This is a genomic window from uncultured Fibrobacter sp. (assembly GCF_947166265.1).
Lineage (GTDB): Bacteria > Fibrobacterota > Fibrobacteria > Fibrobacterales > Fibrobacteraceae > Fibrobacter.
In genome coordinates, this window is record NZ_CAMVDO010000009.1 from 1 (window position 1) to 26,242 (window position 26,242).

Genomic DNA, 26,242 nt, shown 5'->3' on the forward strand with positions numbered 1-26,242 from the left:
CCAAAAGCAGACTTTTCGTCGCCATAGACAGACGTAAATAAGCGCCAACACCGCGAACACAAACCCCATGCCAGTGCATGCATTCGGGTTCGACACGACCCTCGGCAACGTCCTTTTCGCCTCGACATTCCTCGCGACCGATATGATGAGCGAACTCTACGGCAAAAGGGAAGCGAGCCGCTGCGTTAAGATAGGCTTTCCACATTGGTAAGCCAGCTGATTAACGTGATTGCCTTCAACCTGCTCGCCTTCGCAGGAACATTCCCGTGGAAAACTCTCGGTGAAATCCTTATTCTCGGTTACGCCATCTTTATCGTGACATCGCTAATGGACACACCGTTCGTTTACCTTGCCCGAAGAATCGCCGAAAAGCATCCGGACCTGCTGAAGAACTAACGAACGACATTCTTAAAGTCATTCTTGGTCGACTTTAGGAGCGAAGGAATCCTGGGTATGTTCCCTAAAAATTTCCTTCGGCAGTTCCTTGCCCTGCTTTTTCCAGGAGCTATATTCTGCAGTCGCCGTAAAGATGACATCCGTCGAAGAATTTAGGGCTGTTTCGAGGCTGTCCTGCACCACGCTGATCATAAGGCCCACAGCCACCACCTGCATGGCAATGTCCGAAGAAATTCCTAAAGGGGCACAAGCAAGAGGGATCAAGAGCAGAGAGCCCCCCGTCACGCCACCCGCCCCACAGGCGGAAAGCGTTGCAAACAGGCACACGACCAGGGCACTCGTAAAGCTGACCTGTATTCCAAGGGTATGCGCCGCGGCAAGCGTCATGATCGCAATGGTAATGGCGGCCCCGCTCATATTAATCGTCGCCCCTAGCGGAATGGACACCGAATAAAGCTTGCGGTCAAGTTCCAACTTTTTGCAAAGCGCCATGTTCACGGGGATATTCGCCGCCGAACTGCGCATAAAGAATGCCGTCACGCCAGAACTCTTGTAGCAACGCAGAATCAGGGGGAAAGGATCTCGACGAAGTACAACCCCCACAATGAGAGGTGTCACGACAAAAGCCATAAAGAGCATCGTTCCCACCAGCAAAAGAATCAGCGAACCATACGTCTTGAAAATTTCGATACCGTTCGTAGAAACCGACGTAAACATAATTCCCATAATGCCGAAGGGCGCAAGGTTGATAATCCAGCGCACCACCAGGGAAACGGCATTCGCCAAGTCGCGAAGGACCGCAAAAGTCGTATCGCTCGACATCTTCTTCAGCGCAAAACCAAGACACATCCCCCATACCAAAATACCGATATAGTTGGCATCGACAATGGCCGCCAGCGGATTCGACACCGCACGGACGAGCAGGTTATGGAGGACATCTAAAATATCCGTTGGCGGAGCCCCCGTCTCTACGGCATTTACCAGGTACAATTTCTGCGGACAAAACGTCCCTGCCAGCACGGCGACTACAGACGCAAGTGTCGTACTGACCAGATACAACAAAATCACTTTCGCAAAACGACGGTCTAAATGCGATTTTCCTAGCGAAAGGGAACAAACGATCAATATAAAGACCAGTATCGGGGCGACCGCCTTGAGCGCGCTCACGAAAATGACACCCAGTTCCCCGATCCACTTTTGTGAGGGCAGCAGTAAGCCGAAGATGGCTCCCCAAAAAATGGCAATCACTATACGTAGCACCAAATTCGAACTATTATATGTTTTTACCCATCCGTGTATTTTCATTACAACCTTCTTTTTTACAGATGTAATATAAATATAAATTTGCCGTTTTTGCAAAAAAAACGCAAGGCGAGCAAGAAAACACCTCCATTTTCCAAAAGTTGCTTTCGCAAATCCGCCCCGATGAACTAAATTTTTGCGCGAAATGTTTTTTACGGTGCTCACATACCTGGTCATCGGCCTTTTGGCAGTGTTTGGACTATTCTATATAGTCCTCGAAGTCCGTTTTTTCCGGGCTCTAGGCAGCGTACGCACTGGCACGTCCGACGTGGAACCGCCACCCAAGGTGAGTATCCTGATTTCGGCGCGAAACGAATCCGCCGGAATTCGCGAAACACTGGACTCGGTTCTTGCACAGGACTACCGTGGAGACTGGGACGTGTGGGTCGCCGACGACAGAAGCGATGACGACACCCCGACGATTCTCGCCGAATACGCCGCCAAGAACCCTAGACTGCATGTTCTAACCATCAAGGAAATTCCCGAAGGCGTAAGCCCCAAAAAACACGCTCTATCGCAACTTATAGAGGCCTGCGAAGGCGAAATCCTATGCCTTACGGACGCCGACTGCCTCGTAAAGCCTACCTGGGTTTCGGGAATTATAGCCGAATTTGAACCTGGAATCGAACTGGTTGCCGGACACTCCTACATTCCGACCGTTCCCGGAAAATCGAGTCTACTGATATGCATGCAGGCGGTAGAAACCCTGATTTACCGCGTGGCAGGAACCGCAGGGCTTGCCATGAGGCTCCCGCTCACCAGCACCGGCAACAACCTCGCCTACCGCAAGAGTTTCTTCAAGAGCGTGCATGGATTCGACAACGTGATTAAAATCCAGAGCGGCGACGACGACCTGCTGATGCAAAAACTCGCCGCAGACCGCCCATGGGCCATGCGCTACTGCATCGCGGAATCCACCTTCGTGACGACAAACGGCAAGGAAACGCTGAAGGAACTCTGGGAACAGCGCAAGCGCTGGGCTTCGAAGACTATATACTATACACCGAAAATCGTGTTCGTACTCAGCATGGTGTTCCTTTTCCTTACGATGCTGTGTGTCGCGGCGGTGCTTTCACCGTTCAGCTTTGCAGTCTTTATCGCAACCCTTAGCGCATTTGTCGCCAAGTGCATTGGCGATTCGATCTTAATACTCCGCGGGCTTCGGATATTCAGGCAACAGCACCTGTTAAAATGGTGCATTCCCGTCGAATTTATTCACGCCCCCTTTACCGTGCTGGCCGTGCTTTTTGGCCTGTTCGGACGATTTAAATGGAAATAAAGATGGCAACTACGACAAAAAAAGCAACTACGACTAAAACGACCGCAACCAAGACCGCCGCTAAAACGGCAAAGACTGTGACCAAAACAGCCGCAACAAAAAAGACGGTCGCCGCAGGTGAAGGCAAGACCCTGATTATCGCCGAAAAACCGAGTGTCGCCCTCGACCTGGTTCGCGTGCTCGGCCAAAAGAACTTCAAGAACGAAAAGACGCATTACGAAAGCGATACCACCATCGTGAGCCATGCCATCGGCCACCTGGTCGAAATCGCCGACCCGAAAGAAATCGACGAAAAGTACAAGAAATGGGAAATGAGCACGCTCCCCATGCTTCCGAAGGAATTCCCGCTGGTCGCAACGCCTGCCACCCGCGGACAGCTTTCCGCCTTAAGCAAACTCATCAAGCGTAAGGACGTGACGACCATCGTGAACGCATGCGATGCGGGCCGCGAAGGTGAACTGATTTTCTTCTATATATTACAGTACGTGCTCAAGGGCAAGTTCACGGGCAAGACCATCAAGCGCCTGTGGATGCAGAGCATGACCCCGGCCGCCATCAAGGATGCGTTCGAAAACATGCGCGACGGCGCCGAAATGGAAAACCTGAAGGCCGCAGCCCTTTGCCGTAGCGAAGCCGACTGGCTGATCGGCATGAACGGAAGCCGCGGCCTTACCGCCTACAATAGCAGTATGGGCGGATTCCAAGTGACTCCGTGCGGACGTGTGCAGACGCCGACGCTTGCCATTATCGTGAACCGCGAAGAAGAACGCCTGCAGTTCGTGCCGCAAAAGTTCTGGACCGTGGAAGCCGAATTCGACAACGACGGCAGCCACTACCAGGGCAAGTGGTTCACCACCAGCAAGGAAGACGGCAAGGACAAGGTCAAGCAGATTTTTGACGAAGCCCGCGTCAAAGAGATTCTCGCGAAATGCAAGGGCAAGGCAGGAACCGTCGAAGAGACTTCCGCCCCCTCGCTCCAGAAGTGCGGTCCGCTGTACGACTTGACGACGCTCCAGCGCGAAGCGAACAATCGCTTTGGCTTTAGCGCGAAGACGACCCTTTCGATTGCGCAGGCTCTGTACGAACGCCACAAGGCGACCACCTACCCGCGTACCGACAGCCGTTGCCTGCCCGAAGACTACGTGGCCCCGGTGAAGGCAACCCTCGGCAAAATCGAAGGCCCGCTCACCAAGTTTGCAGAAACCGCACTCAAGAACAACTGGGTCGTGAAGACGCCCAAGGTGTTCGATAACTCCAAGATTTCGGACCACTTCGCCATTATCCCCACCGGCGTGATGCCCTCGGGACTCACCGAAGCCGAACAGAAGATTTTCACGATGATTTGCCAGCGATTCATCGCCGTATTCTTCCCGCCAGCCAAGTACGAAAACACCACCCGCGTAACAACCGTCGAGGGCGAAACCTTCCTCACCGAAGGCAAGGTGCTCATCGATCCGGGTTTCAAGGCCGTGTACGGCAAGGACAGCGATGACGAATCGAGCATTCCGGCACTCAAGGGCAAGTCCGCCAAGACGGTCGCCCTCGAAGAAAAAGAAGACTTTACCAAGCCGCCTGCACACTACACCGAAAGCACGCTCCTTTCCATGATGGAAAGCGCCGGTAAGTTGGTGGAAGACGAAGAACTCCGCGACGCCATGAAGGAACGCGGCCTTGGAACGCCGGCAACGCGCGCCGCCATTATCGAAAAGCTCGTCAGCGACAAGTACGTGGTTCGCGACGGCAAGGACATGATCCCGACCGCGAAGGCATTCGACCTTATCAAGGTCTTGAAGGCAATGGACATCGAGGCGCTCACCAGCCCGGAACTCACCGGCAACTGGGAATACAAGATGGAGCAAATCGAGAAGGGCAAGGAAACCCGCGAAAAGTTCATGGAAGGCATCGTCGACATGACGCGCACCATGGTCAAAAACATCAAGGGTTTCAAGGAAGAAAGCACCACCGGCGAAGCCCCGTTTAGCCCCGTGAACGGCAAGAAGGTCTTTGAGACCGTGAGCCGCTACACCACCGAAGACGGCATCGTGATTCGCAAGATGATCGGCGGCAAGCGTCTTACGCCTGAAGAAATCACCGAGCTCTTGACCAACCGCAAGATTGGCCCGCTCACCGGATTCCGCAGCAAGCGCGGTTCCGAATTCTCGGCAGTCGTCATCATCAACGACGAAAACAAGATCGAGTTCGTATTCGACGAAAAGCCCGAAGAAGTGGAAGTTGGCGAAGTCGTCGGAAAGTCCCCCGTTGACGGTTCGGACGTCTACGAAACCATGACCGGTTACGTAAGCGAATCCTACCTGAAAAAAGAACCCAGCGGAATCACGCTTCCGAAGATTCTCCTGGGCAAGGAACTTTCGCCCGACATCATCAAGACGCTGCTCGCCGGCGAAAAGACGGCGCTCATCAAGGGTTTCCGCAGCAACAAGACGCACCGGAATTTCGACGCCTACCTGAAGCTCGAAAAAGGAAAAATCAAGTTCGAATTTCCGCCGCGCGAGTTCAAGCCCCGCCGCTTTGGCAAGAAAAAAGATGCATAAGGAATAGATTGCTTCGCTGCGCTCACAATGACATAAAAGACTACGTCATTGCGAGGAGTGTAACAAGCCTGTCCTGAGTTTGTCGAAGGAAAGCAATCCAAAAAAGAACATGCAAGAGAGATCTTACACTTATATTCTTTTTAATAAACCTAATGGTACTCTATATACAGGAGTTACCTCTAATCTTGTTAAAAGAATGCAAGAGCATAAATCTCTTCTCAAAGGTTTCACTAAGAAATACAATGTTACAAAACTAGGATACTTTGAAGAACACACTTCTATAATTAATGCAATAGAAAGAGAAAAGAAAATTAAGGGCGGTTCTAGAGCTAAAAAAATTGAACTTATAAAAAGCATGAATCCTGAATGGAAAGATTTATTTGATGGTTTTAATTTGTAGTTCATGGATTGCTTCGCCTTTCAGGCTCGCAATGACGTGGGAGCCGAGAGCAGCGGCAAAGCTTGCTTTGACATTGCCGAGGCGAACCAGTCATGCACTTTGTGCAATGACGTATAGAAAAATAATCACATTTCTTTTTGCATTGGCCATAAGCGCTTTTGCGGAAGAGTCTCAGGACGAGATTCATTTTGTACCGTTGAATTCGCTGACAGAATCCGTAGCGGAACAAGTCGGTGACACCAATGCGGCCGTAAACGCAGCAGCAAGTGAGCCCGAGAACAGTTCGGCAGCAGCCATGCCGTACACCGCCGAAGCCTTGCCGCAAAACGATTCGGCAGAAACGCCTTACGGACTCCCCCGCGAGCTCTTGCCGCTGTGGGATTCCATGACAATCAAGCAGAAGGCCGCGCAGATGGTCATGGTGTACCTCACCTCGTCGCAGTTCATTATCGAAAACGAAATCGGCGGAGTGCTTATCACAGGCCAGCACCTTCGCTCCGCAAAACGCTACCTGAACACGATGGCCGAAATCGACTCCGGCCTAAGAATCCCGCTCGTCGTCGCCACGGACCAAGAAGGCGGAATCGTCAACCGACTGGCCTCTTACTCCGATACATGGCGAGGCGTTCCCAGCGCACTGGAAATGCGACGCATGGATTCGACAGACATCCACTCGCTCGCCAACAAAATCGGAAGCGCACTGAAAGAACTCAAAATAAACATGAACCTGGCTCCCGTTCTTGACCCTTCTAAAGACAGCCGCGGCAAGAATTCGTTCATGGAAGAAAGCCGCCGCTCCTGGGGCAACGACACCACAAACGCATTCAAAGTAAGAGCATTCGTCAAGGGCATGAGCGAAAACGGAGTCGTCTGCGTATCCAAGCATTTTCCGGGTTACGATTCCTGGACCAACAGCGACCACCAAATTGCCGTGAGCGCAACCCCCAGGGCAAAGATTGCAAAGAACGTGAGCTTCTTCAAGACACTCGCAAACGACATTCCCGTGACCATGATGAGCAGCGTAAGCTTTGTGCGCATTTCAAGCCGTCCCGCCGTATTCGAGCCGAAAATTGTCAAAATGGCCCGCGACATGTCTCCCGAGACCGTCATATTGACCGACGACCTGTGGGGAGTAAGCCTCCGCGCCTGGATTAGCGGCAACGAACGCGTGCGTAGCAAGAACTACCCCGCCAAGGATTTCAGAAAACTCGTGCGCACCGCCTTGATGGCCGGCAACGACATGTTCATGATTACCTACTCGTCAAAAGCGGTAGAAATGATCAACTACCTGGACGCACTATCCAAACAAAGTAAATACTACAAGCAACGTATCGAAGAATCCTCCGCCCGCATCTTAAAGATGAAATACCGGGCGGGAATTATCAAGTAGCGTCTAATGATACAGGACGTTACTGGACGTCATTCGGCAGGATTCCCGATTCGCGGGCTTTCTCGATATCGACAATTTCAGATTCACCAGACTTAAAGTTGCCATTTTCAACTTCATCTTTGTATAAAAGTTTTGCAGCGATTTCATCAATCATTGCCGTGATGGAATCCGCCATCGGAGTCACCCATACACTATACCACGAATAAATACGACTTTTTTCTTCCATAATGGATTCCGCGCCAAAGACTTGCATCGGATTAATCGTTATCGGCTTGGACTCCGAATGAAACAAAATGTAAAGTTGATATTAAGGACCACATAATCAAAGGGTTTCACGACATCGGTAATCGTCGTCGTATCGGTAAAACAGGTTTTCCTTATGATTTTTTGTCATTCGACAGCTCCCCGCCATAACGGCATTTAATCTTTTAACACCACAAAAGTCAGCCCTGCAAAAAAAACGCAAAAGCACAGACTTTCGCGTTTAAATACAAATGGAAATTTACAAGATGTCTATTATTTTTCGTTACACCACTTTCGCTTTCTTCGGATTTGTGATGTTTTTTACTTCCTTGAGCAGGCGATCGGGCCCCACCTTATTGTAGGCGAGTTTCAGGATTTCCGCCGCCGCCATCGCATCGTCCAGGGCACGGTGGTGATTGAACTCCGGCAGTTCCAGCGACTCCGTTAATTTATGCAGGCTGTAGCTTGGAAGTCCCGGGAAAAAGCGACGCGAAATCTTTACCGTGCAAAGTCTCGGCGGGTCGATCTTGATGCATGCGCGTCGAAGTTCTGTCCGCATAAACTTGATATCGTACTGCACATTATGCGCAACGAAAATACGGTCCTGCAAAAGTTCCGCCACTTCTTCGGCGATGGAGGCAAACTGGGGCTTTCCGCGCACCATTTCGTCGGTAATTCCCGTGAGGTTCTGCACAAAGGGCTGTATCGGCATGCCGGGGTCCACCAACGCCGAATACGTCTTAACGACCTCACAATCATCCAGGAGCACAATACCTATCTCGGTAATGCGCCCCACTTCGGCAGTGCCGCCCGTCGTTTCAAGATCCACTACAGCAAATTTCATTGTACAAAACCAAAACAGATTTCTTTGCTAAACGCGCAAAGACGTCAATCATCATCCCACACACCTGAAACTAGAAACCTATCTTACCGGGATATCAAATTCCAATGTCTGGCGGGCAGATTCGCTGACGACCTTCGCCTTGAGTACCTTGGACTTGGGCTTTGCGTAAAGAGGCACCACCATCAGATTCGAAATGCCACGGTCTTCGCTCGGAGTGGCTTCGCTATCGCGCGCCGTCTGCGAAAAAATCGGAGACTTTCCCTTGTCGTAAATCGAATATGTCAGTTCGCGAACAAAGCCCTTCTTGATCTGTTCGGTAGGCACCTGGAAATACACGATACCGCCCTTGGGAACCTTGCGCAAGCTGTCACGAATTTCCTCTTCGGTCGCAAGTTCGCCTTCCATCATCATGCGAACATCCTTCTTGAGCTTATCGACGCTCTCGTAGTTGATCGTGATTTGGAACTTGGCGTCTTCGGGAATCGCACTCGGACGCACATCGCGAATCTTCGCGTTATTCTGATAATATTCCCAGCGACCGTTATCGTGCAGTAGAACGGTAGAACCGTTCGAAGTCGTCGCGATAATGTCTGCGGCAGACGCACACGCGGCGGCACAGAATGCCACCAGGGAAAGCGATCTTGCCCATTTACACACCCGATCCCATTTCATAAGATACCTCTTCTTAATGAATTACCGCACGGTTACAAAACCGTGCGGCCCCTTATCCTTTTTTTATTTCTGCAAGTTGAGGCTTGCGTTAGCGGCACCGTACAGGCTGATGCTGTAATCCTTGATGACATACACCGGAATCTTGTTCAGCAGCGGACGAATGTTCGGGTTGTAGTTCTTTTCGAAATACTTCATGAACAGGTTGTCGCGTTCAAGCCAGCGAAGGTCTTTCTGCACCGTACCACCGGCCAGGTAGAAACCGCCGAGAGGCAGGAACAGCGTTGCGGCGTCGCTTGCAAAGCGGGCAAGCATCTTCACGAAAAGGCGCATCATTTCGGCGGCAACCGGATCGGTGTCGCTTGCGCGGCTGATGTACTTCGGGCGATCGTTCGGTTCGGTTTCTTCAATCTTCTTGAAGGCATCGTTATCGGGAACGCCACGGGTTTCCTTCCACCATTCGTACATGTTGCGGAGCCCCATGCCGGACACGAGCGGTTCGACACCCGGAACCGTACCGATCTTCTTTTCCATGTAGTCGTGGAATTCCTGCGAATCCTTGTCGAACGGGGCAAACGTAGAATGTCCGCCTTCGGAGCAGGCCGGAATGTACTTTTCGCCGTCAAATGCGAGGAAACCCACACCCATGCCGGTACCCGGACCGATGACGGCCTTGGTCGTCTTCTGGGGAGCGGGAGTGCTACCGTCGGTGTGCACCAGCTTGTGAATCTGGGCGGGGTCATCGACATCGAGAGTCGGGATGCCGTAGCTAATGGCCATGAAGTCGTTGATGACGAGAGTCGGGATGCCGGTTGCAGCAGCCAGGGCTTCGCCATCGACGCACCACGGAAGGTTCGTCATGACACACTTGTTGTTGCATACGGGGCCTGCAGCACTGATGCAAATGTGGGACGGCTTAAGGTCAGCGCGGCTTTCGGCTGCAATCTTAAGCGTTTCACGAATCGGGGCTTCAAGACCATCGATATCCTTGGACGGGCAGTCCGTTTCCAGAATCAAGGTAAACTTGCCGTCCTTGTAGCCCACCAGGCCAAGGTTCGTATTCGTGCCACCAATATCGCCAGCCAAAACGAGGCGGTCAAACTTTGCATCGGGATTAAGCCATTTAATTTCCATAAAAAAACTCCATGTTTATACAAGGAAGAATATAGTAAAGCGATTAAGGTTACAGGTTGTAGGTAACAGGTTACAGGATTATTATAGCGACTTCGTCGCCTTATAAAACTCCCATAATAATATACGTTGAAAAAACTGACGCCTGATCCCTGAGACCTAACGCCTAAAGTTTAATCACAGATCGCATTTCAAGGGCTTGTCGCTACGTTTTTCGCGACCGCATTTCGGCTCGTTTTTCAGGAACTGTTCCAGTTTTACGCCATCCAGGTATCCCCGGATTAAGGAATTCAGTTCTTTCCACACAGGAAGCGTCACACAAAAATCTGCACGTTCGCAAGAATTTTCGGCATCATCGAGACAGGCCACCGGTGCCATCGAGGTTTCTACCATCGAAAGGACCTGCCACACGCTACATTCAGAGGGATCGCAATTCAGCCGGTAGCCCCCTGCCTTGCCACGGACACCCGTCAAGAGCTTACCGCGAACAAGGGCGCCCAAAATGCCTTCGAGATACTTTTCGGAAATCTGCTCCCGTTCGGCAAGTTCCTGCAATTTCACATAATCGTCCCTGCCGTTCTTAGCAAGGTCAATCATCACGCGGAGCGCGTAGCGTCCTTTAGTCGAAATCCTCACCCCTATTCTCCTAGATATTCCACCGCAAAGATCAAAGTCGAGCCACCGGGGATGGGGCCTGCACCGCGGGCACCGTAACCGAGTCCTGGGGGCACCACCAAGATTCTCTTTTCACCGGGGAGCATTCCCTGCACGCCAAGTTCCCAGCCGCGAATCACGCGACCGGCACCCAGCGTAAAGGCAAACGCCTGTCCACGATCACGGGAACTGTCGAACTTGTAGCCGTTCGTGAGCCAGCCCGTGTAATGCACCTTCGCCACGTTACCCTTCTGCGCAGGTTCGCCTTCGCCCTGCTTGATAATCGCATAGCGAAGTCCCTCGGAGCCGTTTTCAAGCGTCAGGGTCGTCGTATCGGGGAAGAAATCCATATTCGCGACAACGGCTTCGTCCACTTCGGAGCTTACCAGTTCCACGCGGAAAACCAGAGTCGAATTCGACGGAATCATCGAGTAGGCCGTTGCGCCATAACCCATGGCAGGCGACACGCGGAACCAGCGGACGCCGCCTTCGCGCATTCCTTCGAGGCCCACTTCCCAGCCCTTGATCATCTTGCCGGCGCCCATCACCACGGAGAGCGGCTTGCCAATATCCTTAGAAGAACCGAACTTGCGGCCCGAAAGAAGCCAGCCCGTATAATGCGTCTTGAGCACGGAACCCACCATGGCGGGCTTTCCGCCACCGACCTTTTCGTCGTAGATTTTAAGCCCCTTGGCCGCTTCGCGCCACTTGAGAGCCTCGACATTTTTCGGGAACACATCGGGTTCCATCGGCGGATCGGCACTTACCAGTTCCACGATAAAGAACAAGTCCGAATACTCGGGAACGCCTTCCAGGGAATTTTCGCCATAACCCATCTGGTAAGGCACATACAGTTTGCGGACTTCGCCCGGTTTCATGCCGACAAGTCCCTTTTCCCAACCCTGGATCACGAGTCCCACACCGAGCGTAAACTCGAGCGGTTCGCCCCCCGTGTACGATTCCGAGAACAGCCTGAAACGGCTATCCGAGGGGACAGGGGCAATCGAATCCACAAAGGTCTTAGGAAGGGCTGTAGAATCCAGAGCAGAATCGGCAACCGCGGGCACCTGCGCTACGGTATCGACCGGAGCCTTGGAATCCTTCTTCGACTTGGATTTGTTCTTCTTATTCTTCGCAGACTTGTCCAGGAGGGCAGTCGTGTCAACTTTTGTCACACCCGCAACCTGGTCGGAGTTAAAGTCGTTTGCAAGGCGAAGGGAATCGACAAGGCGGAGCGAATCGGCAAGGCGAGCCTTTTCCGCCAAAATTTTCACACTGTCCAAAAAAACGTAACTTTTGTAATGAACCCGGATAAGCTGACCTGCCCGAATGGTGTCTCCAGTACCCTCCCTGACTGTTTCCACCTTGAAAGGGATAGCAAAACAGGCACTACACATCAGCAATACAAGAAAAATCTTCAATTTCGACATAAAATCTCCTGCACCACAATTTAGAAAATGCTAGTTTTTGAGAGTAACGAATAATTCCAAATGGAATAAAATATGCTATCAGTCATTATCGTCATTGCGATTATTGTCTTATCTGTGATACTCGCCGCCATCGGTGCGTACGTCATTATCCATAGTTCCGACGAAAAGGACGAACCCAAGCGCGTCATCGATGTTTCCGGCCAGTACGCCGTAGTCGTTCGCCCCGCCCGCGAATCCCTGACAGCGGTCAAGCCCTCCGAGGCCTCGCTCAGGTCCTGGCTCGACACCCAGAATATCCCCGCCGAAAAGAAAGAAGAACTGATCGCCAATTGGAACGCCTCGATGGAAGCGACCATCCGCACCATCGACGAAGGCGACAAGAACGGCACCGCCACCTACCGTATCGAACTGGGCCCCAAGGGCAAGCAATACGTTAAGTTCGTGAGCGACGAGAACTTTATCACCCGAGAACAAATCCGCAACCACGCGGAAATTCTCCCGCCCTACGTTCTGGGCTGCGACTGCAGGCTTTTGCCCAAGCAACCCTGGGAAAACCCCAGCAAGTCCGGCTGGAAGGCTGTAGTTCCCTCGCATGGCAACCATTACGACGTCCCCGACTGGAGGCAACTTGCGTAAATCCCTATTTTCTCTTCTTGTATTAGCCCCCGCATTGTCCTTTGCGGCAGGTTCCGCCATTATCACCCTCGAAATGCCCGTCGGCGCACGCCAGCTGGGTATGGGTGAAGCGGGTGCTGCCCTTGCCGATGACGCAACCGCCATGTACTACAACCCGGCAGGCCTCGCCTTTGGCCCCCTCGCCGACGAATGGCGCATGAGCTATCCGGCCGAATCCAAGACCGCCCCCTTCTTCACGAGCATGGCCGCCCGAGCAAAGAACGGGTTCTTCAGCAAGAGCGAACTCTGGGCGGGTACCGCAAACGGCATCCAGAAATTTGACGGAGAACAGTGGGTAGACTATCATTCTATTACACTGCAGGGCAACGCGAAAGTCCGCGACGCCGTCAAGATTTACGTCGGAACCGAACACGGCCTCGACGAATATGTGCGCCAAGTCAAGAAATTCAACGACATCAAATCGGCCGACGACGAAAAGCACGTGGTTGAAGTCAAGATGCCCTGGAACCTGGTCGTGAAGGACACCATTACGGCAGTCCTCTACGAAAGCCGCACCGAAAAGCTCTGGGTGGGTACACCCAAGTCGCTCTACCGCTTCGACGGCAAGGCCTGGAAAAGCTACGACAGTGAACTCGGCAACCACCGTATTACCGCCCTTGTCAGTCAGGGCGCCTCTATCTGGATTGGAACCGAAGACGGACTTTTCGTGTACCGCAACGGCCAGTTCGAACAGAAAGGCAAGGTGCTTCCTAGCCAAAAAGTCCGTGCACTCGTATGGTCCGAAAACAGGAAGGAACTTTACGTGGCAGTCGAAGGTGCTGGTGTCGCAAGGCTTATCCCGAAAAAGAGCGTAAACGACAAGGACCGCTGGAGCCTGTTCACCGAAGAAGACGGCGTTATGGACAAGACCCCGACCGCACTTGCCGTCGACAGTTCGGGACACGTATGGGCCGCCCACAACGGAGGCCTCTCGCACTTTACGCTTCGCAAGTGGGAACAGGTTCAGTTCGCAGACAACAAGGTAAACGACATTTCGGTAGACCAGCGCGGAGGCATCTGGATTGCAACCGACAAGGGCGTATGGCGCCATCTGCCGGACTACGCCACCGCCAGTGGACGTAAGGCGGAACTCGAACGAGGCGCCGCCGAAGAAGAAGGCTCCACCAAGAGCGAAGACGAATGGATCCACTACCATAGCGGAAACGGACTCAGCTCCAACAAGGTGTGGGCAGTGCTTCCGCAAGGAAACGACGTATGGTTCAGTACCGCTAACGGCATGGAGCAGTTCAAGGACGCCGACTACCAGGTGACCGCCTTCTACGAAAAGCTGCTCCCGGTCTTGAACATTCCCGACCTGTACCACCTTTACGCCGGTATGACCATTCCGCTGAACGACTGGGGTACCCTCGGATTTTTCGTGAACTTCGTGAGCTTCGGTTCGACCGTCGCCTCGGGTGATGTCGACGCCGACGACTTAGTCGCCTACAACAGTTCCGAAATCGTCGGCGGCTTCAGCTACGGTACGCGTTTCCCGAACGACTGGGGCCTCGGCCTTTCCATCAAGTTCTTCTATTCCGACCTGAGCTCCGGCGCTGCGGCTGGAGCCGAAGAGGCAACCACCTTCGGTTACGCATTCGACATCGGCCTCTTGAAAAAGAACCTGCTCGTCGACAAGCTGAACTTCGCCCTCGTCCTTGCAAACATCGGCCCGAGCGTCTACTACGTGGACAAGACGATCGAAGACCCGATTCCCCTGACCTGGCGCCTTGGACTTTCGTACGAGTTGCTCTCCCTCGCCGACTACAAGTGGACGATCGTCGCCGACTATAACCGCGAAGTGGTCTACGACGACGAAAAGGGCAACCCCGAACCATTCTACATTTCCAGCTGGAAATCGCTCGCGAACCCCGAAAGAGAAGGCGACGGATTCACGGCCGTGAAGAACTCCATTATGCAGGGCGTGTTCAACCTGGGTACCGAATTCGTCTACGCGAACACGATCGCGCTGCGTGCAGGCTACCTGTATGACCAGACCGGAAAGCGAAACGAAGTGGACCTCGGTTTTGGCTTTATGCTCTCCGATGTGCTGCAGTTCGACTTCGCCACCATCAAGGACGTCGGCGACAACGACGGCGTCCGCGACGGCCAGATGCGCTTCGGGATGCTGTTCAAGTTCTAGGAATTTTCTCCGGCTAAACAAAGCCGAAGACAAAAAAATTTCCGCCGGATTCTCCGGCGGATTTTTTTGCATCTTTAAAGGACTAGGGTAAGCCTACGTGACGCTGCTTCTGCTTTTTAGGCTTTGGCGCGACAACTTCGGCTGGTGAATTCGCCGCATCGGCCTTTGCCTTTTCCTTCGCTTCGGCGGCTTCGGCCAATAGCATTTCGAGCGTTACGCGAGAGGCCTCTTGTTCAGCCTTCTTCTTGTTGCCGCCCACTCCGCGACCGTACACGCGACCGTCAACATGGACTTCAACCGTGAACACCTTCTGGTGTTCCGGTCCCGATTCATCGACCACCACATATTCCGGCACCGTGCGGAGCTTCCCTTGCAGATATTCCAAGAGTTCGCTCTTGTGGTTGATGAAGTCCTCGGCAGAGATAATTTCCTGCACGCGCGGGAAATGGAACTTGTTCAAGATAGCCCGAACCTCTTCGAGGCCGCCGTCCAGATAGACCGCGCCAAGAACCGCTTCGTAGGCGTCGGCCAAAATGCTTTCCTTGCCGCGACCACCGAGTTTTTCTTCGGCCTTGCCGACCTTCACGTACTCGCTCAGACTCCATTCCTTGGACGACTGGGCGCAGGCGTGTCCCGACACGATAGCGCTCTTGCGCTTGGAAAGTTCACCTTCCGGATCGTCGGGGTAAGTCTTGTAGAGGAATTCCGTCGTAAGCATGTTCAGCACGGAATCGCCCAGGAACTCCAGGCGTTCGTTGTTGCTCACGTAGGGCAGGTCCGTACCAGTCAGGAAAGAGCGGTGCACTAGAGCGTGCGCCAGGAGTTCAGGATCCTTGAACCGGTACCCGAGCTTCGCCTCAAGCCCGCCATCGGACTTCTGGCGAAACCAGAGTTTAAGCACTTTGTGGAGTAGATTAGATTGTTCCATAGGCATCTAGGATTTAGATAAACAGAAAGGGTAACCCGAGCCGGGTCACCCAGTCTAGTTTCTTATCGAAAGAGGCTAATAATTAAGCCTTCTTAGCTTCGATGAAGGCAACCACGTCGGCAACCTTGGCAAACTTTTCGGCGTCGGAGTCGAGGATTTCGACTTCGAATTCGTCTTCGAGGGCCATCACGAGTTCCACGCGGTCGAGGGAGTCGGCACCGAGGTCGTTACCGAATTCGGATTCCGGCTTCACATCTTCAGCCTTAACGCCGAGCTTGTCAACGATAACAGCGGTGACCTTCTTGAAAATTTCTTCGTTCATTGTAATCTCCATTTGGATTTGATTGTTTGAGTTCAAATTTAGTAAAAAATGCCTAGGCGTTCAACCCACCATCGACGCCAAGAATCTGGCCGGTGATGTAGCAGGCGTCGTCAGATGCCAAAAATGCGACTGCATTGGCCACATCTTCGGGTTTTCCGATACGTCCGAGCGGAATCTGGGCCGCATACTTTTCCTTGGTAGCGTCATCCATGGCAGCGGTCATGTCGGTACCGATAAAACCGGGGGCAATGGCGTTCACGGTAATACCGCGAGAGGCAAATTCCATGGCGTTGGAGCGGGTCATACCGATAATGCCAGCCTTGGCTGCGGCATAGTTCGCCTGACCGGCCTGGCCGTGCAGGGCGTTAATGCTAGAAATGTTCACGATACGGCCGGTACGCTTGCCCATCATGGTGCGGGCGACCGCGCGAGTGCAAAGGAACACGGAACGCAGGTTCGTAGCGATCACGGCGTCGAAGTCTTCGTCCTTCATGCGCATCAGCAAGCCATCGCGGGTAATACCGGCGTTGTTCACCAGGATGTCGACCGTGCCCATGTCAGCAATAATCTGCTTGAACACGCTCTGCACCGTTTCGGAGTCGGCCACGTTGCAAGCATAGCTCTTGACCTGCACCCCAAGTTCGGCGGAAAGTTTGGCGGCCAAATCTTCCTTGACCGAGGTGGAAAGGATGGCGACGTCAGCACCTTCGCTGGCGAGCTTGGTCGCAATGGCAAGACCGATACCGCGGGAAGCGCCGGTCACGATTGCCTTTTTACCAGTAAGTTTACCCATAGTAGTTACCTGTGGTTAGTAGTTAATAGCTTTGAGGTCGTGCTTCGCACTTTGAGGTATGAGGTCGGGGCTACGCCCCTTTGAGCTTTTTATAATCGCGCCTCCGGCGCCTTACTTTAGCTCAGAGCGAAGCGACCTCATCGCTCACTGCTCATTACCCCTTCAATGCCTGGAAAGCTTCAATCGTTTCCACCGGAGTGACCTTCACGTCGCGGCTGATCTTACGCATCAGGCCCATGAGCACCTTGCCGGAACCCACTTCGACACCCTGCGTCACGCCCAAGGACATGGCCTTGTTCATGCAGTCATTCCAACGGACCGGAGATACCAGTTGTTTCACCAAAAGTTCGGCAAGTTCGGCACCCTTCGTCACCGGTTCGGCAATCACGTTGGCGATAACCGGCTTTTCGACATCGTTAAACTTGGTCTTTGCAATCGCTTCGGCAAGGCCTGCCTGAGCGAACTGCATGAGCGGGCTGTGGAAGGCGCCGGACACGGCGAGCGGAATGGCCTTGATACCGGCGGCAACGCAGTTTTCGACGAGCTTGTTCACGCCAGCGACCGCACCGGACACCACGATCTGGCCCGGGCAGTTGATGTTTGCCGGAACCACGGTCCCCGCATCCTTCACGGCTTCGCAAAGTTCAAGAATCTTGGCTTCGTCCTGGCCCATGATAGCAGCCATGGCACCCGGATTCTTGGAACCAGCAGAGGCCATGAGTTCGCCACGGGTACGCACCAGGCGGAGGCCTTCTTCGAAGCTGAAACCACCAGCGGCGTAAATAGCGGAGTATTCACCGAGGGAGTGACCGGCCACGTAGTCAAAGGCAAAGCCTTCGGACTTGAGGAGTTCCATCACCATGGCAGACACGGTAAACAGAGCCGGCTGAGTGTTGTCGGTGCTCTTCAGAACATCTTCGGGGCCTTCGGCCATGAGCTTGGAAAGCGAGAAACCAAGAATTTCATCGGCAGCCTGCATGAGCTTCTTGGCCGGTTCAAAAGTAGAAGCGAGCGTCTGGCCCATGCCCACGTACTGGGCACCCTGGCCCGGGAAAAGCAAAATCGTCTTAGACATTATATATACCTCTGCGGCTATACCGCACTTTCAAAGTTTCGCCCACAATTTAGAAAATACGGGATAGACAAAAACGTCCCGACAGCACCGCGAGCAAGAAAACCGAAAAATAAGATTTACGGAACAATTTTAAAAGTTCGAAAAATTAACCTGCTGGACCACGATAACATTGTGTCGAATCTGGATCACTGCACTGCAACAGATTCAGCTGATGCTTGACTTCCACCACTTCCATCTTCGGAGCGGAATATTCCTTTTTCTGTTCGATTTCGTTCTTCATATAAACCTAATAGGTTGCTAGTTTAATTTTTTTCAGTTAAACATTCCAGTCGCAGAAATTCTTGAGCATCAAAAGGCCCACATCGCCACTCTTTTCCTGATGGAACTGGGTGGCAATCAGGTTGTCGCGCCCGACCATTCCCTGGAAAGTCTGCGTTCCATAAGTCGTTTCGGCAAAGGCGTATTCAGAAGGCACCACCGGGTGATACGAATGCACGTAGTAGAAATCGCAACCGCTGCGGATACCCTTCATAATCGGATGTTCACGGGTAAATTCCACCTGGTTCCACCCCATGTGCGGAATTTTCAGTCCCGGTTCGTCCTTGAAGCGCACCGCCTTTCCAGGCAAAAGTCCCAAGGTCTTTACGCCGCCATCTTCCTCGCTTTCTTCGAGGATAATCTGGCAGCCGATGCAGATGCCAAGTACCGGTTTCCCGGCATTCACCACCGTCTTGATTGCATCGCCAATACCTGTGCGGGTAAGCGTTTCCATGGCCGAGGCGGCAGCGCCGACCCCCGGGAAAATCAGGCGGGACGCCTTTGCAATTTCATCGGCATCGCGGCTAGACTTCGCATTGGCACCAATTCGTCCAAGCGCATTCATCACCGACGTCAAGTTGCCGGCATTATAGTCAACCACGATAATAGGATCTGTAGACATGAAAACCTCTCTTGGAACAAAGCTAGAAAAAATTCTCCTAGCCCAAGGCGACAGGAAACATCATTTGTCCAAAAAATCGAGCGCTTCGCCGGCGAGTTCGACGCAACGGTTGCAAGGAATCACCGCATTGGGGCGAATTTCCTTGCACTTGGTACAGCCCTTTGCACCGCGCTTGAAAAAGTCCTCGATTGCATCGGCATGGTCCGGTTGCATGAGCTTTGCCGTGTAGAGCGCCCCACAGAACCCCTCCGGCGCCTGGCCTCCGCCAAAGCCGCGAAACGTCTGCGCGGCATCCGTCGATTCCAATTCTGTCTTGCCCGTACCACGGGCATACCCGTACGCCACCGCCATGGCACAGTTGCCACGCTTATCGGCATGAAACTTTTTTGCTTCTTCTGCAATAGACATCACTGCCTCCTTGTTAAAATCAATCATGGATGCAACGGACGGAATATCCGCGATCTTTTCCGATAACCATCATCATATATCCATTTTCTATACTTTGGGTCGTTTCTCTAAAGGCTGCCATAATTTGTATCGTTGACGCTCCATAATAATCGTACATACTGGATGTCCAAAACCAAGCATACCTAAATTCGTCGCTCCTATCACAGAAGCTTCCTGGAGTAGAAGGAGTACCCGTATAGGAACAGCCTGCAGGAACTGCCGTAAAGCCGTAATCATCGGTCCCAGACCAAAGCTCATCATAATCTTTCGCCATCATCGCCTCGGGATTACTCCCCATAAACTCATAAAGAATTTTCCATTCCATAGAATCTGGTAAATGCCACCTTTCGGGGCAGACTCCCCGAATGGGATACACGGGGGAACACGTCACATAGGCTCCGCACCCCTTTGCATTTGTTCCATACATGCCCACGCTATCCACAGCGGCAGACCATGAATACAGGCGACCAAACCGGGCACAACTATCGGCATCATCATAGCACCTAGAATTCCACCCCCGCAGCCCCGGATTCGCAAGCGTATCCCCGTAATTCAGGTTTTCGGCAAACCACAGCTGGTCCCCGATATAGACCGTACGGTAGACATTTCCGTCGCGAAGGTCGCGCATCCGGTTGATTTTCCATTCCCCCTTGTCGCACCTCAGGCTTTGCACAGACACATCCGTTCCGGCGATTTCAAGCGTATCGCCTTCCAATGACGCCGTACACTTTCCCACCTTCAGTTCCTTCATCCAGTAGTTACGTATAAACTTTTCAAAATTAGGAACGGAAGCATATCCCCAGGACTTCACATTCGCGCGAATTTTGGAGAGCCCACCAGACAGATCCGCATTGATCGCCCAGTCAGCCATTTCACGTTTCGTCTTTGAATCGTCCCACGTTCCTTCCAGCTCAAACGCATTCGAAATTTCTGTCAAGAGGACCATCATATCGCTTTCGCTACGTTCCCCCTGCAAAAGAACCGACACTGCAAGGAGAGCGGCGTCGGCATTCGTCTTTCCAAATACATCCATGTCCTCGGACTGTGTTTTAAGGCCCGTCGTATCGATGTGGAAAAGTTTCATCAATTCAGCTTGCGCCTTGCTTTTGGCCGCACGGACTGTCATCTTGTCGCGGGTCACCAGGCGGTACACGCGATCATACTCCAGATGAGTCAAGAGGTTTACGTTCGCAGACCTACGCGAGAGCATGTTTGTAATGGCGCGCAACTTGATCGGCGCATTGGAAGGTTCCCCCGTCACCTCGTTACGGTAATAACCGTCCACCACAAGCAACGCGTACTGACTCACCAAATTGCGTGAAGTAAACTTGTAGTGGCCATCATCCTGCGTAATGTTACTCGTAAAGTTACCATTCGTCTGTTTTAGGGTGCGGCCATCCGAAAGTTCGTACAAATAAACAACCGACCCTTTCAGGAAAGGTCCCTTTTGCGTATAGCCCACCAAGGAATCCAGGGAAATGGGAACCACCTCCGAATCGAGAGGAAGCTCTCCCCCGACCTGGTTCAGGTACAGGGTCAGTTCATTTTCGCCACAGACGATTGTCACTAGCGAATCCGACTGGTTTACAATGGAGCAGTCCGAACCGTTCGCACCGTTTTCGCCATCGGTGCCATTTTCACCCTTATCACCCTGAACACCATCGGTTCCGTTTTTGCCATTTTCGCCATCGGAACCCTTTTGCCCCTTACGACCATTTTCACCATTCGTTCCGTTGATGCCTTTACTGATAAAGCCGACACTATCACCGTCACACACAATCTTATAGCCATTTCTTGTGGGCAATTCCGCCATGGAGCAATTATGCAAAGTATCCTTGAAAGAATCCTCTGTCGCTACCCATTTTCCCGCAGAACAGGTCCGAGTGGATTTGTCCTTCTTTATCCACGCCATGGAGCCTTCGTTTTCGGCACCACATTCGGGAAGCTTTTCGACAGTCTCCGCAACAACCATATCGGAATTCCACACCTCGGTCACCGATTCAATGGTTTTCTGTTCACCGCAAGCAACAAGAATCAATGCTAACAGACAAATAAAGTACTTTATATTCATAACTTAGTTATCCTTTACGCAGCGAACCGGGTACGCATCATATTTTAAAGGAAGGATATTTCCCCAATATACATAGGCATAAATACCATTATACATCGTCGAGCTCCAGAAAACTTTACGATCTATGGGTAATGCGGAAAATCCATATTCATCCAAGCCATAGCTTCCCCAACCCGTCCGAGACTGGAATGCACTCGGATTCGCCAACCTTTGCAGAGACTTATATTCCGCAGTATCTGGCAAATGCCAATTTTCGGGACAAATTCCACGAACAGGATAGGTAGGAGCAATTCTATTGTTATAGCCACAGAACCTAGCATTATTGCTGAAAACAGCTGCACTATCCATCGCAGCGGACCATGTATACAAGCGGCCTCCGATCTCACAATGAGAATCTATGTGATCAGGGCACCAACTATGTTCCTTTAGGCTTGGAGCCGTCACACTGTCGGCATAGTTCAAGTTTTCCGCCATCCAGACCTGATCGCCAATTTTAGTAGTCCTATAGACCTTGCCATCTCGTGCATCGACAATCGAATCATACGCAAAATCTGGATTAAAACGCATTACCTTTGGGACATCCCAGCTCCATGCCAAATAATCAATCCATCCGCTTGATGTACAATAGTACTTGTGGTCTTTATCGACAACGCCATCTATCACCGTTCCCACTTCGGAACATTCCTGCTGATACGTATTCTTTTCTATATCGGTTGCATAGCGCCATTTAAAGCCACTCGATTTATCGCATATAAAATAATCCAACGAATCTATACGACCAAACAAGACTACGCCATCTTTACCGGCAGAACAATCCTTATCGAAAGTATTTTTTTCAACATCGGTTGCAACCCGCCACTTGGCACTGTCGGCGTCCACGCAAATAAAGCGTATTTCCGTATTCGTCGTATCCTCGTAAGACGAAGCGTAGAAAGCGGAATTCTTGTTCGTCACATTTTTGGCAAGCCCCACGGGAACACTGTCGCTTCCGCAAACCCCAAGGCCATTTTCGATACTCCAGAACTTACGCAAATGCTTCTGGAAGTGCGGAACATTTCCCAAGTTCCAGCCCACAACATTCTTATGGATGGTCGCATACCGGCCCGAAGAATCCGCCACTAACGCCCAGTCCGCCATTTGCACCTTGCCTAAAGTATCTTTCCACGTACTATCCGATTCCAAGTCAAAGGAAATGTTCGACAAAAGTTCCGACAGTTGCCTTTCGTTACGGTCTCCGAGCAGCAATACCGACACCGCAAGGAGCGCCGCATCGGCATCCGTTTTTCCAAATACATTCATATCTTCGGATTCCGTCTTGAAACCCGTCGCATCGATATGGAACATTTTCAGAATTTCAGACTGCGCCTGTCTTTTTGCCGCCCTTACACTCATCCCCGCCTGCGTCACCAACCGATAAACGCGGTCATATTCCAGATGAGTGAGCAGATTCACGTTTGCCGACCGGCGCGAAAGCAAATTACTGACGGCATGAAGCTTGATTGGCTTATCGGAATTTTTTCCCGAGACCTCGTTACGGTAAAAGCCGTCCACCACGATAAGCGCATACTGACTCACCAAGTCACGCGAAGAGAACTTGTAACGTCCGTCATCTTGCGTTATATAGCTGACAAAATTGCCGTTCGTCTGTTTTAGCGTACGGCCATCCGTCAATTCGTACAGATAGACCATGGAGCCCTTAAGGAACGGCCCTTTCTGGGAATACCCCACCAGGGAATCCAGCGACACAGCAATCACTTCCGAATCAAGCACCAGCGTATCCGCAGAAAGCGGATTAAACAGATCCAGTACCAGGGAATCTTTTCCACAACGGATAGTCACCGAAGAATCGGTTTGATTTGCAATGGTACAGCCGGTGCCGTCTTCGCCATCGGTGCCCTTCTTGCCCGCATCACCATCTTCGCCCTTGTCCCCCTTTTGCCCGTCTGTGCCATTGATGCCGTCAGCACCGTTTTCACCGGGCTCACCCTTTTGACCGTTTTCACCGTTGCGGCCATAAGGAACCGTGCCTATAGAATCTCCATTACAAAGAATCTTGATTCCGCTCGCATCGGCAAGTTCCACGGAGCTACAAGCGATGTCGCCCTTCTTTACCGTATCGCGCGAAGAGACCGTGGCAAACCATTTTCCGTCGACGCATACTCGTGCAGAAACTTCATTTTTCACCCAGGCCATTTCGCCATTATTTTTTTTACTGCACTTGGGCAGTTCCCCCACCGAGGCGTAGATATCCACCGGAGAGGCCTCATGGGAAACATTCTCGGTCGTCGTTTCCTCACCACAGGCCATAAGCCCCAAAAGTGAAAACAAGCTAAACGAAAGGACCAATCTTGATTTTTTCAGGGAATAAGACATCATCTATTCCTCCAGTCCAAGGACGCAGCGGATTGAATGAAAACTGATTTTTTCATTCGAATAAATATTGAAATAAGCGGTAGAGGAAGACCCCGGATACACATAGAATCGGTATGCCGATTTATTGTCACCATACGAATTCTGGGCCGACGTCCAGAAGGATGCTCCAGTGCCAATGCTACGGTATTCGCCACTGTAATCATAGTAATTCGCTAAATATATCGTCATTCCATATTCATCCGTCGGATTGTCCCAATCTGCATAGGAAGGCGAAATATCCGCAAGCACAATTTCGTCCGAAAGCAAGGCGACCGTGTTGTTCCCCGTAGCCTCATACAAGGCCATCCATTCCAGCGAATCGGGCAAATGGAATCCTTCCGGGCAAATTCCCCGCACCGGATACGTCGGCGAAAGGACATTTTCCCACCCGCAGCCCTTTGCATTATCGCCAAACACGGCGGCACTATCCATCGCCACAGACCACGTATAATGACACCCATACTTATAGATGCTGTCGGCCGTGCTAAAGCACTTCATTCGACCTTGCAAGGCAGGGTAGCCGACACTATCGACATAGCGCATATTTTCAGCCATCCACAGCTGGTTTTCTATCGTAGTCACACGATAAACGTTTCCATCGCGCAGATCTCGAATCCGATGAATGCGCCACGCCCCATCGACACATTTGAGACTCTGTACCGACAAGTCACTTCCTTTCAATTCGAGAGTATCGCCATTCATCGACTTGCTGCATTTGCCGACATTCAATTCCTTTTGCCAGAACCCACGCAAGTACTTTTCAAAGTCGGGAACCGTTTCCGAAAGCTTCCACCCGGCCACGTTATTTCGAATGCGGATCAGGCGCCCCGTCAAGTCCGTGCGTAAAGCCCAGTCCACCAATTTTCTTTTCGTCGCCTCATCATTCCATTCTCCGTCCTGCTCCATGTCACTTGCAATTTCGGCCAAGAGGGCGACCATTTCCGCTTCGGTGCGGTCCCCCTGCAAAAGCACCGACACCGCAAGGAGCGCCGCATCGGCATCCGTTTTTCCAAATACATCCATATCCTCGGATTCTGTCTTAAAGTCCGTTGCATCGATATCGAAAATGTTCATCAGTTCCGATTGTGCCATACGCTTTGCGGCCCGAACAGTCATCTTTTCATGCGTCACCAAGTAGTATACACGGTCGTATTCCAAATGCGTAAGCAGGTTCACGTTCACCGATTTTCGCATGAGCATATTCGTTACCGCACGTAGCTTAATCGAAGCCTTAGAAGGCACGCCCGTCACCTCGTTGCGATACTCCCCGTCCACCACGATAAGCGCATATTGGCTTACCAGGTCGCGGCTCGCAAATTTATAGCGACCGTCATCGCGTGTAATGTAGCTTACAAAGTTTCCGTTCGTCTGCTTCAGGGTACGACCATCCGAAAGTTCGTACAGGTACACCGTCGCGCCCTTAAGGAACGGCCCCTTCTGCGACAATCCTGTCAAGGAATCCAGAGCGACCGCCACCTTTTCCGAATCAAGTTCCACGCTTGCGTGCGCAAAGCCCTTCAGTTCAATAATTTCTCCGTCGCAAAGAATCTTTACCGTAGAATCACTCTGGTCGACAATGGTACATCCCTCGCCATCGGCACCTTTCTTGCCGTTTTCACCAGCGTTTCCGGAATCCCCCTGATCGCCCTTGGCGCCGTTCTTACCATTCGAGCCATTTTTTCCGTTTCGGCCCTTTTCCCCCTCGGGGCCATCGACACCGTTCAGGCCATTCAGCACGACTCCGATGGAGTCCCCGTTACACACGACCTTGAAACCCGTTGAATCATCCAGTTCTTCTGAATAACAGAAGAAATTTTCGCCCGCAGATACCGAATCCCTAGCCGTCGGAACCGTCGCGTACCAAAGACCATCGACACAGACGCGCACCGAAGATTCCCCCTTCACCAGGATTCGCTCGCCCTCAATGGAACGTTCGCATTTCGGAAGGTCTTCGACAGAGGATACCACCTCCGACTTGGACAGAACGACTTCCGTCACTTTTTCAGTCGTAGAACCATCGCCACACGCCGCAAAGACGACGGCTAATAGTCCAACCAGCCAAGTCCACTCCCCCATTCCAATTTTCAAGCATTTCATTTTCTTTTCCCAGCTTTCTTTCAAAATTTCTGTTTCTAGGGACTCTGTAACG

25 protein-coding genes are annotated in these 26,242 nt (G+C 52.0%); 8 read left to right on the forward strand and 17 right to left on the reverse strand.

Going from position 1 to position 26,242, the window contains the following annotated elements; all coding sequences use genetic code 11:
• Window positions 1-67: 67 nt before the first annotated feature.
• Entirely contained in the window at window positions 68-211 is a 144-nt protein-coding gene (locus Q0W37_RS15400) for a VUT family protein (protein ID WP_367186249.1), read from the forward strand.
• The gene (locus tag Q0W37_RS06300; protein WP_297699836.1) at window positions 205-396 is read left to right on the forward strand and encodes a VUT family protein; all 192 of its coding nucleotides are present in this window, start codon (window positions 205-207) and stop codon (window positions 394-396) included. The genes Q0W37_RS15400 and Q0W37_RS06300 overlap by 7 nt, the downstream gene beginning before the upstream one ends.
• Window positions 397-414: 18 nt before the next feature.
• On the opposite strand, the gene sstT is transcribed toward Q0W37_RS06300, so the two are convergent.
• Window positions 415-1,701: a serine/threonine transporter SstT gene (sstT, locus tag Q0W37_RS06305; protein WP_297699838.1), complete on the reverse strand. Its 1,287-nt coding sequence runs from the start codon at window positions 1,699-1,701 to the stop codon at window positions 415-417.
• 142 nt (window positions 1,702-1,843) lie between these two features.
• Here sstT and Q0W37_RS06310 point away from each other — a divergent pair, with 142 nt between their 5' ends.
• The 4 genes from Q0W37_RS06310 (at window position 1,844) to Q0W37_RS06325 (ending at window position 7,319) form a co-directional block, all read left to right on the forward strand.
• On the forward strand, window positions 1,844-2,977 hold the full coding sequence (locus tag Q0W37_RS06310) for a glycosyltransferase (RefSeq protein WP_297700043.1): 1,134 nt from the start codon (window positions 1,844-1,846) through the stop codon (window positions 2,975-2,977).
• 2 nt (window positions 2,978-2,979) lie between these two features.
• Window positions 2,980-5,529: a DNA topoisomerase III gene (locus Q0W37_RS06315; protein WP_297699840.1), complete on the forward strand. Its 2,550-nt coding sequence runs from the start codon at window positions 2,980-2,982 to the stop codon at window positions 5,527-5,529.
• 109 nt (window positions 5,530-5,638) lie between these two features.
• Entirely contained in the window at window positions 5,639-5,929 is a 291-nt protein-coding gene (locus tag Q0W37_RS06320) for a GIY-YIG nuclease family protein (protein ID WP_297699842.1), read from the forward strand.
• A gap of 196 nt (window positions 5,930-6,125) precedes the next feature.
• Complete coding sequence (locus tag Q0W37_RS06325) at window positions 6,126-7,319, forward strand: glycoside hydrolase family 3 N-terminal domain-containing protein (protein WP_297699844.1); 1,194 nt, start codon at window positions 6,126-6,128, stop codon at window positions 7,317-7,319.
• Between the two features lie 19 nt (window positions 7,320-7,338).
• Here the strand turns inward: Q0W37_RS06325 and Q0W37_RS06330 are convergent, their stop codons facing one another.
• The 6 genes from Q0W37_RS06330 to Q0W37_RS06355 all read right to left on the reverse strand — a co-directional run bounded on the left by Q0W37_RS06330 (window position 7,339) and on the right by Q0W37_RS06355 (window position 12,134).
• Window positions 7,339-7,545 (reverse strand): hypothetical protein, encoded by a 207-nt coding sequence (locus Q0W37_RS06330; protein WP_297699846.1) that lies wholly within the window; start codon window positions 7,543-7,545, stop codon window positions 7,339-7,341.
• A gap of 300 nt (window positions 7,546-7,845) precedes the next feature.
• The gene (locus Q0W37_RS06335) at window positions 7,846-8,406 is read right to left on the reverse strand and encodes a PolC-type DNA polymerase III (RefSeq protein WP_297699848.1); all 561 of its coding nucleotides are present in this window, start codon (window positions 8,404-8,406) and stop codon (window positions 7,846-7,848) included.
• A gap of 78 nt (window positions 8,407-8,484) precedes the next feature.
• The gene (locus Q0W37_RS06340) at window positions 8,485-9,078 is read right to left on the reverse strand and encodes a hypothetical protein (RefSeq protein WP_297699850.1); all 594 of its coding nucleotides are present in this window, start codon (window positions 9,076-9,078) and stop codon (window positions 8,485-8,487) included.
• A gap of 63 nt (window positions 9,079-9,141) precedes the next feature.
• Entirely contained in the window at window positions 9,142-10,209 is a 1,068-nt protein-coding gene (locus tag Q0W37_RS06345; RefSeq protein ID WP_297699852.1) for a glucokinase, read from the reverse strand.
• 174 nt (window positions 10,210-10,383) lie between these two features.
• The gene (locus Q0W37_RS06350) at window positions 10,384-10,842 is read right to left on the reverse strand and encodes an Rrf2 family transcriptional regulator (protein ID WP_297699854.1); all 459 of its coding nucleotides are present in this window, start codon (window positions 10,840-10,842) and stop codon (window positions 10,384-10,386) included.
• Window positions 10,843-10,844: 2 nt separating this feature from the next.
• Window positions 10,845-12,134, reverse strand: a complete 1,290-nt coding sequence (locus Q0W37_RS06355; protein WP_297699855.1) for an FKBP-type peptidyl-prolyl cis-trans isomerase — start codon at window positions 12,132-12,134, stop codon at window positions 10,845-10,847.
• A 228-nt stretch (window positions 12,135-12,362) separates the two neighbouring features.
• On the opposite strand from Q0W37_RS06355, the gene Q0W37_RS06360 reads away from it, so the two are divergent.
• The gene (locus Q0W37_RS06360) at window positions 12,363-12,926 is read left to right on the forward strand and encodes a hypothetical protein (RefSeq protein ID WP_297699857.1); all 564 of its coding nucleotides are present in this window, start codon (window positions 12,363-12,365) and stop codon (window positions 12,924-12,926) included.
• Complete coding sequence (locus tag Q0W37_RS06365; protein WP_297699858.1) at window positions 12,919-15,105, forward strand: PorV/PorQ family protein; 2,187 nt, start codon at window positions 12,919-12,921, stop codon at window positions 15,103-15,105. The genes Q0W37_RS06360 and Q0W37_RS06365 overlap by 8 nt, the downstream gene beginning before the upstream one ends.
• A gap of 82 nt (window positions 15,106-15,187) precedes the next feature.
• Here Q0W37_RS06365 and rnc read toward each other — a convergent pair whose 3' ends face one another.
• The 10 genes from rnc to Q0W37_RS06415 form a co-directional block, all read right to left on the reverse strand.
• Entirely contained in the window at window positions 15,188-16,033 is an 846-nt protein-coding gene (gene rnc, locus Q0W37_RS06370; protein ID WP_297699860.1) for a ribonuclease III, read from the reverse strand.
• A gap of 82 nt (window positions 16,034-16,115) precedes the next feature.
• A complete protein-coding gene (acpP, locus tag Q0W37_RS06375) occupies window positions 16,116-16,355 on the reverse strand; it encodes an acyl carrier protein (RefSeq protein ID WP_072800986.1) in 240 nt (79 codons plus the stop codon).
• A 52-nt stretch (window positions 16,356-16,407) separates the two neighbouring features.
• Window positions 16,408-17,148: a 3-oxoacyl-[acyl-carrier-protein] reductase gene (gene fabG, locus Q0W37_RS06380; RefSeq protein ID WP_297699862.1), complete on the reverse strand. Its 741-nt coding sequence runs from the start codon at window positions 17,146-17,148 to the stop codon at window positions 16,408-16,410.
• A gap of 154 nt (window positions 17,149-17,302) precedes the next feature.
• Window positions 17,303-18,223, reverse strand: coding sequence for an ACP S-malonyltransferase (gene fabD, locus Q0W37_RS06385; RefSeq protein ID WP_297699864.1), 921 nt, complete (start codon window positions 18,221-18,223; stop codon window positions 17,303-17,305).
• Between the two features lie 145 nt (window positions 18,224-18,368).
• Entirely contained in the window at window positions 18,369-18,503 is a 135-nt protein-coding gene (locus tag Q0W37_RS06390; protein WP_297699866.1) for a hypothetical protein, read from the reverse strand.
• 36 nt (window positions 18,504-18,539) lie between these two features.
• A complete protein-coding gene (hisH, locus tag Q0W37_RS06395; protein ID WP_297699868.1) occupies window positions 18,540-19,163 on the reverse strand; it encodes an imidazole glycerol phosphate synthase subunit HisH in 624 nt (207 codons plus the stop codon).
• Between the two features lie 60 nt (window positions 19,164-19,223).
• Window positions 19,224-19,571: a hypothetical protein gene (locus tag Q0W37_RS06400; protein WP_297699870.1), complete on the reverse strand. Its 348-nt coding sequence runs from the start codon at window positions 19,569-19,571 to the stop codon at window positions 19,224-19,226.
• Window positions 19,572-19,590: 19 nt separating this feature from the next.
• Window positions 19,591-21,681 carry an FISUMP domain-containing protein gene (locus Q0W37_RS06405; RefSeq protein WP_297699872.1) on the reverse strand — a complete coding sequence of 697 codons (2,091 nt, stop codon included), beginning with the start codon at window positions 21,679-21,681 and terminating at the stop codon, window positions 19,591-19,593.
• Between the two features lie 3 nt (window positions 21,682-21,684).
• Window positions 21,685-24,057, reverse strand: a complete 2,373-nt coding sequence (locus tag Q0W37_RS06410; protein ID WP_297699874.1) for an FISUMP domain-containing protein — start codon at window positions 24,055-24,057, stop codon at window positions 21,685-21,687.
• A complete protein-coding gene (locus tag Q0W37_RS06415) occupies window positions 24,058-26,190 on the reverse strand; it encodes an FISUMP domain-containing protein (RefSeq protein WP_297699876.1) in 2,133 nt (710 codons plus the stop codon). It lies immediately after the preceding gene.
• Window positions 26,191-26,242 lie beyond the last annotated feature (52 nt).